Raw genomic sequence first — 13,224 nt, forward strand, 5'->3', positions numbered from 1 at the left:
AGCTAGAATCCGCAGTCATGGAGCTGAGGCAGTTGGAGTACTTCGTCGCGGTCGCCGAGGAGCAGAACTTCACCCGGGCGGCCGAGCGGGTGCACATCAGCCAGTCCGGCGTCAGCGCACAGATCCGCCAGCTGGAACGTGAACTCGGTGCCGACCTGTTCGACCGGTCGGCGCGCACCGCCACCCTCACCGTGGCGGGGAAGGCCGCGCTCGAACACGCCCGCACCGCGCTCGCCGCCGCTGGCGCGGTCAGCCAGGCGGTCGGCGAGGTGACCGACCTGATCCGTGGCCGGCTCACCGTCGGGATGGTCGTCGGCTGCACCGTCACGCCGCTGTTCGACGCCCTCGCCGCGTTCCACCGGGCACATCCCGGTGTGGAGATCTCGCTGCTGGAGGACAACTCCGACCGGCTCGTCGAGGGGGTGCGCGCCGGCACCGTCGACCTGGCCCTGATCGGGGCGGCGGCCACCACCCCCGACGGGCTGGCCGCGCTGACGATCATCAGCGAACGGCTCGTCGCGGCGGTCCCCGCCGAGCACCCCTTGGCGCAACAGCGGAAGATCACCCTGCGCGACCTGGGCGCCTATCCGATCGTGTGCATGCCCCCCGGCACCGGCCTGCGTACGGTCTTCGACCAGGCCTGCGCGACGCAGCGCCTCCAACCCGTGATCGCGCTGCAGGCCGGCGCTGCGGATGCCATCGCCGACCTGGCGATCCGTGGGCTCGCCGTCGCCATCCTCAGCGACTCGATGGCCAGGCACTACCGCGAGCGGCTCACCGCCCTCCCGATCGACGACGTCGAGACACCCGCCCTGCTCGCCCTGGTCTGGAAGGCCACGCACAGCCCCGCGCTGCGTGAGTTCCTCGTGCACAGCCGGCAGGCATTCGCCCGGCCCGACCCCACTTCGCGCCGGGAGGATCCCCAATATCGTGTCGATTGATTGGGCCGCTTTCGGGGTGGACCTGCATCTGGAGTTCGATCCGGCGTCCGGTCGTCGAGCGGGACTTGAGCGGGCGTTGCGCGAGGCCATCCGGGCCGGGCGGCTGGCGCCGCAGACCCGGCTGCCGTCCACCCGCTCGCTCGCTCTGGAGCTCGATCTGGCTCGCGGCACCGTCAGCGCCGCGTACGACCAGTTGATCGCCGAGGGCTACCTGAGTGCCCGGACCGGATCGGGCACCGTCGTTGCCCACCTCGCGCAGCGCCGGGCGCACGCCGTACCGCCGGCCCCTGAGGTGTCGGCGCCGCGGTGCGACCTTCGTCCCGGCAGCCCCGACGTTTCCACCTTTCCGACGGCCGCCTGGCTGCGGGCCACCCGGCGGGCTCTGGCGGTCGCACCGACGTCCGCCTACGACTACGGTGACCCGCGCGGCCGGGTCGAGCTGCGTACCGCGCTGGCGGACTACCTGGGACGCGCCCGTGGCGTCAGGGCCGTCCCGGACCAGATCGTGATCACCTCCGGGTACGTGCAGGCCCTCGCCCTGCTCGCCGGCGTGCTCGACGGCGCGGTCCTCGCCATGGAGGACCCCGGCCTGAGCTTCCACCGCGACGTGGTCCGGCACGCCCGCGCCGGGGTCGTCGCGCTGCCGGTCGACGAACGAGGCGCCCGCACCGACCTGCTGTCCACGTCCGGGTTCACGGCGGCGCGGGCGGTCGTGGTGACCCCGGCGCACCAGTACCCCACCGGGGTGACCCTGCACCCGCAGCGCCGCCACGCCGCCACCGAATGGGCCAGGGCGGGCGGCGGCCTGATCATCGAGGACGACTACGACGGCGAGTTCCGCTACGACCGCCAACCCGTCGGCGCGCTCCAGGGGATGGCGCCGGACCACGTCGCCTACGTGGGCAGCGCCGCCAAAACCCTCGGGCCCGCCCTGCGGCTGGCCTGGATGGTGCTACCCGAGCGCCTCGTCGAACCGGTGATCCACGCCAAGCGGCACACCGACCTGCACACCGAGGTGATCGGCCAACTCGCCCTCGCCGACCTGATCGTCAGCCACGCCTACGACCGGCACATCCGCGCCTGCCGGCTGCGCTACCGGCACCGCCGCGACCTGCTCGTCGACCGGCTCGGCCGCCGCTTCGTCCCGCGCGGGGTCGCCGCCGGCCTGCACGCGATGGTCAGCCTGCCCGCCACCGGCCCCGGCGAGCAGCAGATCCTCGCCCGCGCGGCGGCGCACGGCCTGGCGCTGGGCGACCTGGGACGCCACTGGCACACCCCCGGCGACCACCCACCCGGTCTCATCGTCGGCTACGGCACCCCCACCGAGGGCGGCTACCCAGCCGCGCTCGACACCCTGACCCGAGTCCTCCGCAGCGGCCCGACCGGCTGAGTGGCCCAACGGTTAGCGGGCCGTTCCGCTGGTCAGGTCAAGTCGAGACCTGACAGTCGGGGGATGACGCGGATGGGTGGGGCGCCCGTCCGGGCCGCGACCGATGCGATGCTCGGCGCGCTCGGGCCGTACACCGGTCGGGACTGGACCGTCCCGGCGGGCACGCTGGACTGGACCTGCTGGACCACGGCCGCGCACGTGGCCCACGACCTGCTCGCGTACGCCGGGCAGGTCGCCGGCCGGCCCTCGGGCGGCTACCTGCCGTTCGACCTGACCGTCTCTTCCTCCGCGTCTCCCGCCGAGGTCCTGACCGTCGCCGCGACCTGCGGCGGCCTGCTCGCCACGGCGCTCGACGCCGCCGACCCGGGCCTGCGGGCCTGGCACTTCGGCCCCTGCGACCCGGCCGGGTTCGCCGCCATGGGCGTCGCCGAGGTCCTGCTGCACACCCACGACGTCGCCCAGGGCCTCGGGGTGGCCTGCCAGCTTCCCGACCGGCTCGCCGCCGTCGTGCTGGACCGGCTGTTCCCCGAGGCCCCGCCGGGGCCGCCGGCGCAGGTGCTGCTGTGCATGACCGGCCGTGCGGAGTTCGACGGCCGGCCCCGCCGCACCTCGTGGACGTGGCGGGCCGCGCTGCCCTGACCCACCGAGGCCGGACGGCGGGACCACCGGGGCGGCGGGGCTACCGCGCCGCCGCCCCGGGTTGGTGTCAGCGCGGTGATGGCAGGCCGGTGTTCACCGTGGACATCAGGGTGCCGGCGGTGGTGTCGCCGGACATCTCCCAGATCATGCCGCCGAGCAGGTTCTGCTGCTTGGCCCACGTGGTCTTCTGGCCGATCGACCACGGGTCGTCGAAGGTCCACCACTGCCCGCCGTTGCCGGTGGAGCAGTACGACGAAACCGACTGGGTGTCGTGTTGGACGGTGCAGCCGGGCACCATCGCGAGCAGGTTGGCGTACCCGCGGGTGCCCGCCTCCTCGGCGAACTGGCCGGGCGCCGCCCCGGTGGCGGTCTGCCACTCCCCGTTGGCCGAGCCGCCGCCCGGCAGGGTCCCGGCGCTGACCCCCTGCCAGCCCCGGCCGTAGAAGGCGAAGCCGACGGTGAGCTGGCGCGGGTTGACCCCGGCGTCGGTGTACGTGCGCACGGCGCGTTCGACGCTGAACTCGAACGGGTACGGGTCCTGCGCGTCGCGGTACAGGTTGCCCTGGTGTCCGGTGCGGTTCGGCTCCCACGAGTTGTCGCTGCCGGCGCCGTGGAAGTCGTACCCCTGCACGTTGGCGAAGTCGAGGTAGTCGAAGACGCTCGGCGTGCCGTCGGCGCGGCTGATGTCCCACCCCGCGTCGATCTTCGCCGGGTCGGCCGGGGTGAACGCGGTCAGCAGGTGCCGCTTGCCGGTGGTCGCGCCGAGTGCGTCCAGCTGCCGGCGGAATTCGGCGAGCAGCGCCGTGTTGTTGGCCTTGTCCTGCGGCCCCCAGTGGTTGCCGGGATGCCCTTCGGCGCCGGGCCACTCCCAGTCGAGGTCGATGCCGTCGAAGATGCCGGCCGCGGTGCCCGGCCCGCCCGCGTTGCCGGCCACCGGCAGGTTGCCCCGCAGGTAGATGTCCAGGCACGAGCGGACCAGCTTCTCCCGGCTCGCGGGGGTCGCCGCGGCGTCGGAGAAGAACTTGGAGTACGTCCAGCCTCCGAGCGAGATCAGGATCTTCAGGTGCGGGTACTTGGCCTTGAGCTTCTTGAGCTGGTTGAAGTTGCCGCGCAGACTCTCCCAGCCGGTGTCGGCGACGCCGTCGACCGACTGCGCCGCGCTGAACGGTCGGCCGTAGTCGGCGTCGGCGTCGCCCGCGCCGGTGCCCTGGTCGGGGTCCTGCGGGTTCTGGGTGGTGCCTCGGGTGACGCCTTGCAGGCAGGTCAGGTTCACCGGGTCGAGGTTGGCGAAGGCGTAGTTGATGTGGGTCAGCTTCGCCGCGGCGCCGGACGTGTCGAGGTTCTTCACGAAGTACTGCCGGCCGTAGATTCCCCATTGGACGAAGTAGCCGACCTTGGCGTACCGGCCGGCGCCCATCACGTCGTCGGTGGTGACGGTGACCGGCGCGCTGGCGGGCGAGACGTTGTCGTAGGTGTCGCGGGCGCGGACGGTGAAGGTGTACGTGGTCAGTGGGGTGAGTCCGCCGACGGTGATGCTGGTGCCCGTGCCGTTGACCGTGGCGGCGAGCTGGCTGCCGCGGTAGACGTCGTACCCGGCGATGCCGCTGGCGTCGTTGACGGCGTTCCACGCGAGCGTGACGCCGGTGGCCGTCACGGCGGTGCTGCGCAGACCACCGGGTGCCGGCGGGGCGACGGTGTCGTCGGCCGGGTTGAGCGTGGTGGCCGCGACGGCGGCGCTCGCCGGCGAGACGTTGCCGCGGGTGTCCCTGGCCGCGACGGCGAAGGTGTACGGGGTGTTCGGCGTCAGCCCGCCGATGGTCGCCGCGGTGCCGGTGACCGACGCGACGACGGTCCCGCCGCGCAGCACGTCGTACCCCGCGATCGGGAAGTCGGTGGCGGCGGCGGCGGTCCAGGTCAGCGACAGGGTCTTGGTGGTCCGCCCGCTGACCTGGAGGCCGGTCGGCGTGCCCGGCGCCCGGTCGGGGCTGCCGTCGCACTTGTTCCCGTTGACCCGGCAGTTCGTCGGCGTGGTGGCCGTCCCGGTCGCGATGAACCAGAAGCTGTACGGCTCGGTGCTGCCACCGGCCGCGACGGTGCCGTTGTAGTGCGCGTTGACGACCGTGACGTGGTCGCCGACCCGGGTGACGGTGCCGTGGTAGGCGTTGCCCATGGTCACCCCGGCTGGCAGGTCGAAGTCGAGGGTCCAGCCGGAGATCGCGGTCGCCGTCGGGTTGCTGATGACGTACTTGTCCATCCGCCACGAGCCGTTGTCGGACGAGGAGAAGGTGGCGGTGAGACCGGCGGCGGCCTGGGCCGCGGTCGGCGGCGCGACGATGGCGCCGACCACGGCCAGCAGGACCGTGACGGCCAGCGGCAGGCGGGGGGATCTTCGTGGACCGGTACGACCGCCCATGGCGTCCTCCTTTTAGGAAAGTTTCCTAAAAGTTAAATTGGCGGCGATCGATAAGTCAAGGCGGTCACCGCAGAGCGCGAATCGCCCCCCGACCGGGCGCTCAGCTCGCGGCGCCGAACCACTTGGGCAGGTGGCTGAGCAGATCCTGCTGGTCTTCACCGACCCACACCACGTGGCCGTCGGGTCGCAGCAGCACGGCGGGCGCGTCCAGCTCCTCGCTGACGTCGACGACATGGTCGACCCGTTCCGCCCAGCCCGCCACCGAGAGCCGGCCGGTCTGGTCGAGCAGCAGCCCGCGGCCGCCGTGTGTCAGCTCGTAGAGGCGCCCCCGCTTCAGCCGCACGTCCCGCAGCCGCCGGCCGAGCAGTTCGTGTCCCGCGCCGAAGTCGTAGCGGACCCCGATCGCGGTGATCTTCTCGATCAGGTACCGGTTCACGTCCTCGAAGTCCATCAGTTCCGACAGCAGTCGGCGCACCGCCCGGGGTCCCGGATCGGTGGACAGCAGCTCCATCTGCGCGCGGGTGTTGTTCAGCACGTCGGCGGCCACCGGGTGCCGTTCGGTGTGGTAGCTGTCCAGCAGCCCCTCCGGTGCCCAGCCATTGACCTCGGCGGCCAGTTTCCAGCCGAGGTTGAACGCGTCCTGGACGCCGAGGTTGAGGCCCTGCCCACCGGTCGGCGGGTGGATGTGCGCCGCGTCGCCGGCCAGCAGCACCCGGCCGACCCGGTAGCGCTCGGCCAGCCGGGTGGCGTCGCCGAAGCGGGACAGCCAGCGCGGCGAGTGCACACCGAAGTCGGTGCCCGCGAACACCCGCAGCTGTCGCCTGAAATCCTCGATGGTCGGCGGGACCCTGCGGTCCTCGGCCACCCCCTGCGCGGGCACGACAACGCGGTACACCCCGTCCCCGAGGGGCCCGAGGCCGAAGCGCAGTTGGGTCTTGCGGACCTCCGCGACGACGGCGGCCACCGTCGCCGGGTCCTCGCCCACCTCCATCTCGCCCAGCAGCGTCTCGACCGTGGTGGGCTCGCCGGGGAAACCGACGCCGAGCAGCTTGCGAACCGTGCTGCGGCCGCCGTCGCAGCCGACGAGGTAACGCGAACGCAGCCGCGTGCCGTCGGCCAGTTCGGCGGTCACCCCGTGGTCGTCCTGGCTGAGCCCGACCAGTTCGCAGCCCCGGCGGATCTCGACGCCGAGCTCGGTGGCGCGCTCGGCCAGCAGGCGATCGGTGCTGGTCTGCGGGATGCCGAGGACGTAGGCGTGCGCGGTGTCCAGGCGCTGCGGCTGCGGCTTGGGGATGCCGGCGAAGAAACCACCGAGTGGGTGCTGCTGGCCGAGCGCGAGGAACCGCTCCAGCAGACCCCGCTGGTCCATCACCTCGATACTGCGCGCGTGCAGGCCGAGGGCACGAACGACCCTGGTCGGCTCCGCGTCCCTCTCCAGCACGAGCACCCGTACCCCGTGCAGCCGCAGCTCGCTCGCCAGCATCAGGCCGGTCGGTCCACCACCCGCAACGATCACGTCAATCATGAGAACTCTCCACTCAGCACACCGGCCGAAGCACCCGAACTCCGCGAATCCCCGATTTCCACAGGTTTTGGCTTTGGCTGGAGATTCTGCGACACCACCCGGGTCTTGCCGCAAGGCCCCCGGTGCGATATATGTTGAGAGTGGCAAGGAGGGGTCAACTTCTTTGCCTTTGCTTATGCCGCTTGGCGCCCCTTCCCGTTCCCCGGCGGGCACGAGGACGACGGCAGCACGCCACGCGCTTCGCGCGACCTCGTCATCGGCGTCCCGCAGCAACGACCGCGTGATCGCGGGCCACGCGCTCCCGTCCCCGATCTTGGACAGCGTATGCAACGCCTGGCTTCGGGCCTGAGCACACTCGGCACCAGGGTCCGGGCCCACCTGCAGTCCACGCTCAATGCCGGCCTGGCGATCGGCGCGGCCCTGGGCGGCGTGGCCCTGGCCGTCGACACCCCGCTCGCCTACCTGACGGTGCTGGGCGTCGACGCGGCGAGTTTCCTGCTCGCCGCCGTGCTGCTGCGGGGGCTGCCCGTGGTGCGACCCGCACCGCGCGCAGGCGGCGGCGCACCGGCCCTCGCGGTGCTCAGCGACCGCCCGTACGCCGTGATCACGCTGCTCAACGCCATTCTGCTGCTGTACATGCCACTGCTCAGCCTCATCATTCCCCTGTGGATCACCCAGCGCACCGAGGCGCCCGGGTGGGTGGTCGCGGTGCTGCTGATCCTCAACACGCTCAGCGTCGTGATGTTCCAGGTCCGGATCGCCCGCGGGGTCACCGATCTGCGCAGCGCAACCAGTTTCGTGCGGTACTCCGGGCTGGCGATGTTCGTTTCCTGTGCCGTGTTCGCCCTCTCCGGCGTCGGCACGTCACCCTGGCAGGTCGCCGTCGTCCTGGTGCTCGCCGCAGGCATGCAGGTCATCGGCGAGATGATGCAGGCAGCCGGCTCCTGGGAGATCAGCTTCGGGCTGGCACCCGCCGGGCGTCAGGGCCAGTATCAGGGCTTCTTCGGCACCGGCACCGCCGTGGCCCGCATGCTCGGCCCTCTTGTCCTCACCACCCTGATCATCGGTTGGGGCGCCCCGGGCTGGCTGCTGCTGGGCGGGCTCTTCGTCGCGGCGGCCTCCGCGATGGGCCCGGCGGTGCGCTGGGCCGAGCGCTCAGCGGAGCCGGTCGACGGTGACGGGGGTCGTCCCCGCTGCCGCATGCTCCAGCCGACGCTCACCAGCCCGGTCGAGGAGTAGTCCGGGCGAGCAGGAACCTCTCGGCCAGCAGCCCTTCCGGCTCGCCGGCGCCGTCGTGGACCACGTAGTAGTGCAGTGCAGGTGAGTCGGCCGTGTCTCTTCTCGTTTGAGTTGGCGAGGCTGAGGTGGATTGACCTGCGGCTCGCCCTCGCGACCCAACCGGAGAGATCAGAAACCGAAAGAGTTGAACGGTTCGGGATCAACACGGAAGACCCGGGCGGTGTCGTTCACCGCACCGGGTCGGTGAGGATGGATGCGTCCTGCTCCGGCCATCACGGCAGCGGACATGCCGCCCAAATACAGGGAACTCAATGACTGGATGTCCATCGTGAGGTCCGGTCGCATGTCCGTTCGGGTGCAGGTCGCCCCTTCAGGGGATACTGCCAACCGCCAGGCGCCGACATTGTGCGGGCACATACTGTCGTCCTCGATCGCGAAGGTCAGCTCAGCGGCAGTGTCGTAGGCGCGTGCGGTCAAGGCGCCCGGCAGGTCGAGGATACGGGGTCAATGAAGCGGGAGTCGCTGCGGTCCAGCTCCCAACGGGCGCGCATCGTCGCCGGGGAAAACCCGAAGCGTCCGTAGATGCCGCCCTCGCTTGCGCTCAAAGCGGCCAGCGGTTCGCCGCGGTCCAAGGCCTCCTCGAACATCGCCTGCATCATGCCGCGCAGGAGACCGCGCCGACGGTGAGTCGCGATCACACCAGTTGCCGTGACGCCACCGAGGGGGACAACACGCATGCCCGGCACGGTGATGGCCAGCGAGAGCATCGCCGAGCCGCCCACAAGCTTTCCGTCCACGAAGGCAGCTTGGGGATGGAAGTGAACATCCATTACCTCATCGGCCCAAGCTTCCAGTTGCTGCTCGGTGGCCGGCTTTCTCGGGGGCGGCCACGCTTCTGGGCCACCATGCCATGAGGCGGGTGCCGGCTCCCAGTTCGGCAGCCCGTTGGCGTACGGCAGCACCTTGAGGTACTCGACCGCCTCGGAACGTTCAACAGGTCGGATCTCGATCTTCACGATCCGCATCCTTCAGCTCCGTCAACGCCGTAGCAACGAAGATTCGGCACCTGTCCAGTCACCGGGGCCGCACTGGTTGAACGACCCTCACGGACGCCGTCGGCTCACCACACCTTGACCTAATTATTGGATTAATTTTTTCGATAATCCAATAATTAGGCGGGGACAAACCAGGCAAAAGCATGTTGCATCATAATGACAGTTATGTGCGCCAGAAGGGCTGTCCTGGCTCAGGCACCTGATTTGGCGCTGTCCTGTCCCAGTTGATCTGAGACATCCCGCTGAAGCTGGAGTTGTGGGCCCGACTATCTGCGACCCGACCCAGTGAAGCTGGGGGCGGCGGCTGCTTGAGTGAACCGGATTCGGGGGTGACGTCCTGATAGGCCGTGCTGGCGACGCGTGCCGATTAGCACATTTGATCGAACGCGGGGGTATCGTCCGAGGATGACAACCTCGGGGCTGCCTCCGGACCTGCCCGGCTTGAGTCCTCGTCAACGACAGATCTTGGTCGTGATACGGCAGTGGGTCGAGCGCCATGGGTATCCACCGACGGTGCGGGAGATCGGCGCTGCGGTCGGACTCGGGTCTCCATCATCGGTAGCGCACCATCTGAAGGTGCTCCAACAGCGAGGCTTCCTGCGCCGGGCCGCACACGGGCCACGCGCTGTTGACGCCCGCCCATCGCGACGCTCAGACGCCACTGGTGGCGCGCTCTCTGGTGTTCAGGTTCCGCTGCTGGGCTCGATCGCTGCCGGCGCTCCCATTCTGGCCGAGGAGTACGTCGAGGAATTCCTGACCCTGCCCAGGAAGCTCGTCGGCCACGGAAGGCTGTTCGCGCTGCATGTCCGCGGAGACTCAATGGTCGAAGCTGGCATCGCAGACGGGGACGTCGTCGTGGTGCGGCAGCAAGCGGTAGCCGACAGTGGCGACATCATCGCCGCCATGATTGACGACGAGGCCACCGTCAAGGTCTTGCGTATCCGGGACGGCGCCGTGGACCTGCTACCCCGCAACCCGCGCTACCCCGTCATCCCCGGTGACCGCGCGGTGATCCTCGGCAAGGTGGTCTGCGTGTTGCGTCGTAGCTGAGCGTGTCCGCCCGTAGCGGCGACGGAGAATCAACGCTGGACAGATGGCTTACGGTAGCTGAGACTCGCTTTCAGCGTTATGCGACCGGCGGGCCGACGGCCGGGGGCGTGGTTGCCGATCGATGTCCTCGCGCCGGATGTGTGCCGATCGGTGTGCGCGTGCGGCCGTGGATGAAATGGCGGCCAGGTGCGGACGGGTCGGCAACCAGATGGTCTGAATGCCGAGTTGCTCGTTCATCGCGGCGAGCTGGTACTCATAGCCAAGGTCAGCGGCCGTGCGTACGCCGCGGACGATGACCGTGGCGCTGCGGCGGAGGCAGTAGGCAGTGGTTAGGCCGGTCCAGGTGTCCACTTCGACGTTGTCCCAGGCTGCCGGCATGGCGTCGCGCACCTGTACGGCCCTGGCCGTGGCCCCGGCGGTTGGTTGCTTGTCGGCGTTTACCGCCAGCAACACGATGATCCGATCGAACATCACCCGAGCGCGGGCCACCAGGTCGCGGTGTCCCGGGGTAAACGGATCGAACGTGCCTGGATAAACCGCCATCGAAACGCGCACGGGCGCTACTCCACGATCCGATGTAGCAGTCACCGCGACCCCAACCACATTGCCACGATTGTCTGTGATCTTCTCAAGATTCTGTTGCTGCTCAGGTGAGGACGAGGAGGTCCAGGGCGTCAACCACGGGTCCGGTCTCACGTTGCGCTGCCGTGCGCAGTCGGGCCAGGCCTGCGGCGTACTCGTCGTCGCTTATCAATTGCAGAGGGGTGTGTGCCTCGCGGCGCAGTGCCGTCGCAGCCTCACGTAGTGAGGCTGCGGTTACCTGCGGGACCTGTTCGAGGCCGACGGTGACGAACCCGGCGGCAGTGAAGGCTGCTTCGACGTCGGCCACGCTGGGGTAGGTGTCGAGCACCCGGATGGCTTCGGGGAAGTAACGGAACAGGGTAATCGCTTGGTGTCGGCCGGCGAACGCGGAGCGGATCAGCACCGGGCCGCCGGGGCGGACGACCCTGCGTAGTTCTCGGGCTGCACGGGTCAGGTCTGGCACGTGGTGAATGACCGTGGAGATCCAGGCGGCGTCGACGCTGCCGTCGTCGAGCGGGATGCGCTCGGCGTCGCCATGCACGACAGGCTGGTACATCGAGCGGGCACGCATCGCCTCGGAGGGCTCGACCGCGGTGACCTCGATGTCGTACCAGTCAATGAAGGCTCGCGCCCACATTCCGGTGCCGGAGCCCAGGTCGAGCACTCGCATGCCTGCATGAGGGTCAAGGTGCCGGGTCACGGCCTCCCGCCAAGCCGAGAGCCCCTCGTCGGTGAGGTGACGGGTCGCCTCGAACGCCGCGGCGTCCGCATTGTCGTACGTGATTCGAGCCATGCCTTTGACCCAACTGCCTGGACACCCGAGGAAGCAAGGGTGCGGCGGTGTGACGAACCGCCCAGGCTGACGGGCTGCCGGCCAGACGCGGTTTACGTAAGGTCGGGCCATGGGTGCGGACTCTGACGTGCGGCGCTGGCTACGGCAGCGTGGAGCTGAGGCAATTCAGCACCCCGGCGGCACCCTCTACGCCCACCTGTGCCGGGTACATGACCGTCTCGCTGAGCTGGAGTGTGGCGTTGACACGCAACTGGCAGGTCTCGCGCATGCCGTTTACGGCACGGACGGCTTCGATGTGACGCTGCTCGACTGGAACGATCGAGCCACGCTGCGAAACCTCATCGGCGACGACGCTGAGGCGTTGGTTTATCTGTACGGGGCCTGCGACCGCAGGCGGACCTGGCGAGAGCTGGCGACAACCGGTGAGGTCGTCGACCGCTTCACCGATCAGACGTGGCACCTGAGCCCCGGCCAGATGCGACCCTTCGTGGATCTCAGCATCGTCAACGAGCTGGACGTCATCGATCAAGATCCTTCTACCGTGGACAAGCACGGCGCGTACTTTCGCTCCCTGTTCGCCGCCTGGGCTCCGATCGCTTCCCCGCGGGTTACCAGTGAGGTGCAGCGACTCCTCGGCGAAGGCAACCAAAGCACTTCTGCGAGGGCCCAGAATTGACGGTCCGTACCGGCCCCCAGACCGCACCTGGTTAACCGGGGCCCGCAATCCGCAGCCGCACGCCTGAGAATTGGTGCCGTTGGTCTGGTGATCTGCGACCCGGCACGCTGAATCTGATCAGCAGCTGCGACACTGGCGGACCGGCGAGGCATGTAGGTGGGTGGTCGCGGTGGCCAATCTACGGTCCGTGTCAGGTGGTCGCCTGACGGATCCGGTGGAGTTCGAGGTTGGCTTTGTCGTTGAGGGCGGGGGCGAGGTGCGTCGGCGCCTGGTCGATGTGGCAGATGTCGCGTTCGAGCAGGTGCCGGCGGTCCGCTCGTTCCCGTCGTACCGAGGGCAGCGCAACTATCCGGGCCTGTACTGGGCGGCGTGCATCGGTGCTCACGTCGGTTTCGAGTCGTGGTTGGAGCGCGACGAGGCGATGGCGTTGGACTTCGACGCGTCCGTGGTGGGCTTCGCCGCGCAGCCGTTCTGGTTGTGGTGGCCGGACACGAGGCGAGCGAGGTCACACGCGCCGGACTTCTTCGCCCGCCGCCGGGACGGGACCGGGGTGGTGATCGACTGCCGTCCAACGGACCGGATCGCGGAGAGGGACGTTGCCGCGTTCGACGCCACCGCCCAGGCGTGCGACGTTGTGGGCTGGGACTACCGGCTCGTGAGCGGGCACGATGGGGTGTGGTTGGCGAACCTGCGGTGGCTGGCCGGCTACCGACACCCCCGCTATCTCGACGGGCAAGTCGCGGCTCAGCTGCTTGACCGGTTCGGCTCGCCGACGCCGTTGATGGAGGTGGCAGCGCAGGTCGGTGACCCGATCGCGGTCCTGCCAGTGCTCTATCACTTGATCTGGTCGCAGCAGTTGTCCGTCGACATGGCACTACGGTTGGACGCCGCGTCGATCGTGGTGAGGGCGGGAACGTGACG

General features: G+C 69.6%; 13 protein-coding genes. 7 read left to right on the top strand and 6 right to left on the bottom strand.

All coding sequences use genetic code 11. From position 1 onward, the window contains the following. Positions 1-17 precede the first annotated feature (17 nt). The 3 genes from GVV04_RS30285 (at position 18) to GVV04_RS30295 (ending at position 2,970) form a co-directional block, all read left to right on the top strand. Entirely contained in the window at positions 18-941 is a 924-nt protein-coding gene (locus tag GVV04_RS30285; protein ID WP_161692428.1) for a LysR family transcriptional regulator, read from the top strand. After that, positions 931-2,331 carry a MocR-like pyridoxine biosynthesis transcription factor PdxR gene (gene pdxR / locus GVV04_RS30290; protein ID WP_328822653.1) on the top strand — a complete coding sequence of 467 codons (1,401 nt, stop codon included), beginning with the start codon at positions 931-933 and terminating at the stop codon, positions 2,329-2,331. Before GVV04_RS30285 ends, pdxR begins: the two co-directional genes overlap by 11 nt. A 72-nt stretch (positions 2,332-2,403) precedes the next feature. Continuing rightward, positions 2,404-2,970, top strand: a complete 567-nt coding sequence (locus GVV04_RS30295; protein ID WP_161692458.1) for a maleylpyruvate isomerase N-terminal domain-containing protein — start codon at positions 2,404-2,406, stop codon at positions 2,968-2,970. Between the two features lie 67 nt (positions 2,971-3,037). Here GVV04_RS30295 and GVV04_RS30300 read toward each other — a convergent pair whose 3' ends face one another. Together GVV04_RS30300 and rox are read right to left on the bottom strand one after the other, a co-directional pair. Beyond that, complete coding sequence (locus GVV04_RS30300) at positions 3,038-5,383, bottom strand: glycosyl hydrolase family 18 protein (RefSeq protein WP_161692429.1); 2,346 nt, start codon at positions 5,381-5,383, stop codon at positions 3,038-3,040. A gap of 100 nt (positions 5,384-5,483) precedes the next feature. Continuing rightward, a complete protein-coding gene (gene rox, locus GVV04_RS30305; RefSeq protein WP_161692430.1) occupies positions 5,484-6,908 on the bottom strand; it encodes a rifampin monooxygenase in 1,425 nt (474 codons plus the stop codon). A gap of 324 nt (positions 6,909-7,232) precedes the next feature. Here rox and GVV04_RS30310 point away from each other — a divergent pair, with 324 nt between their 5' ends. Further along, positions 7,233-8,147 (top strand): MFS transporter, encoded by a 915-nt coding sequence (locus GVV04_RS30310; protein ID WP_161692431.1) that lies wholly within the window; start codon positions 7,233-7,235, stop codon positions 8,145-8,147. Between the two features lie 168 nt (positions 8,148-8,315). On the opposite strand, the gene GVV04_RS32480 is transcribed toward GVV04_RS30310, so the two are convergent. Next, complete coding sequence (locus GVV04_RS32480) at positions 8,316-8,624, bottom strand: sterol carrier protein domain-containing protein (protein ID WP_201754384.1); 309 nt, start codon at positions 8,622-8,624, stop codon at positions 8,316-8,318. Beyond that, positions 8,621-9,163, bottom strand: coding sequence for a GNAT family N-acetyltransferase (locus GVV04_RS33670; RefSeq protein WP_201754385.1), 543 nt, complete (start codon positions 9,161-9,163; stop codon positions 8,621-8,623). The genes GVV04_RS32480 and GVV04_RS33670 overlap by 4 nt, the downstream gene beginning before the upstream one ends. A gap of 444 nt (positions 9,164-9,607) precedes the next feature. Here GVV04_RS33670 and lexA point away from each other — a divergent pair, with 444 nt between their 5' ends. Next, positions 9,608-10,252 (top strand): transcriptional repressor LexA, encoded by a 645-nt coding sequence (gene lexA / locus GVV04_RS30320; RefSeq protein WP_161692432.1) that lies wholly within the window; start codon positions 9,608-9,610, stop codon positions 10,250-10,252. A 48-nt stretch (positions 10,253-10,300) separates the two neighbouring features. Here the strand turns inward: lexA and coaD are convergent, their stop codons facing one another. Beyond that, entirely contained in the window at positions 10,301-10,807 is a 507-nt protein-coding gene (gene coaD / locus GVV04_RS30325) for a pantetheine-phosphate adenylyltransferase (protein WP_328822655.1), read from the bottom strand. A 91-nt stretch (positions 10,808-10,898) separates the two neighbouring features. Then, positions 10,899-11,627, bottom strand: a complete 729-nt coding sequence (locus tag GVV04_RS30330; RefSeq protein ID WP_161692433.1) for a class I SAM-dependent methyltransferase — start codon at positions 11,625-11,627, stop codon at positions 10,899-10,901. Between the two features lie 109 nt (positions 11,628-11,736). On the opposite strand from GVV04_RS30330, the gene GVV04_RS30335 reads away from it, so the two are divergent. Beyond that, a complete protein-coding gene (locus tag GVV04_RS30335) occupies positions 11,737-12,303 on the top strand; it encodes a DUF6817 domain-containing protein (RefSeq protein WP_161692434.1) in 567 nt (188 codons plus the stop codon). A gap of 160 nt (positions 12,304-12,463) precedes the next feature. After that, positions 12,464-13,222, top strand: coding sequence for a TnsA-like heteromeric transposase endonuclease subunit (locus GVV04_RS30340; protein ID WP_328822656.1), 759 nt, complete (start codon positions 12,464-12,466; stop codon positions 13,220-13,222). Positions 13,223-13,224 lie beyond the last annotated feature (2 nt).

The organism is Micromonospora rubida (genome assembly GCF_009908295.1).
GTDB classification, from domain to species: Bacteria; Actinomycetota; Actinomycetes; order Mycobacteriales; family Micromonosporaceae; genus Micromonospora; species Micromonospora rubida.

What these genes read in the sequence shown, in the direction of transcription:
- rox (WP_161692430.1), bottom strand. Translation starts at nt 6,908, where the DNA reads ATGATTGACGTGATCGTTGCGGGTGGTGGACCGACCGGCCTGATGCTG.
- GVV04_RS30295 (WP_161692458.1), top strand. Translation starts at nt 2,404, where the DNA reads ATGGGTGGGGCGCCCGTCCGGGCCGCGACCGATGCGATGCTCGGCGCG.
- GVV04_RS30310 (WP_161692431.1), top strand. Translation starts at nt 7,233, where the DNA reads ATGCAACGCCTGGCTTCGGGCCTGAGCACACTCGGCACCAGGGTCCGG.
- GVV04_RS30335 (WP_161692434.1), top strand. Translation starts at nt 11,737, where the DNA reads ATGGGTGCGGACTCTGACGTGCGGCGCTGGCTACGGCAGCGTGGAGCT.
- lexA (WP_161692432.1), top strand. Translation starts at nt 9,608, where the DNA reads ATGACAACCTCGGGGCTGCCTCCGGACCTGCCCGGCTTGAGTCCTCGT.
- GVV04_RS30330 (WP_161692433.1), bottom strand. Translation starts at nt 11,627, where the DNA reads ATGGCTCGAATCACGTACGACAATGCGGACGCCGCGGCGTTCGAGGCG.
- GVV04_RS30285 (WP_161692428.1), top strand. Translation starts at nt 18, where the DNA reads ATGGAGCTGAGGCAGTTGGAGTACTTCGTCGCGGTCGCCGAGGAGCAG.
- GVV04_RS30300 (WP_161692429.1), bottom strand. Translation starts at nt 5,383, where the DNA reads ATGGGCGGTCGTACCGGTCCACGAAGATCCCCCCGCCTGCCGCTGGCC.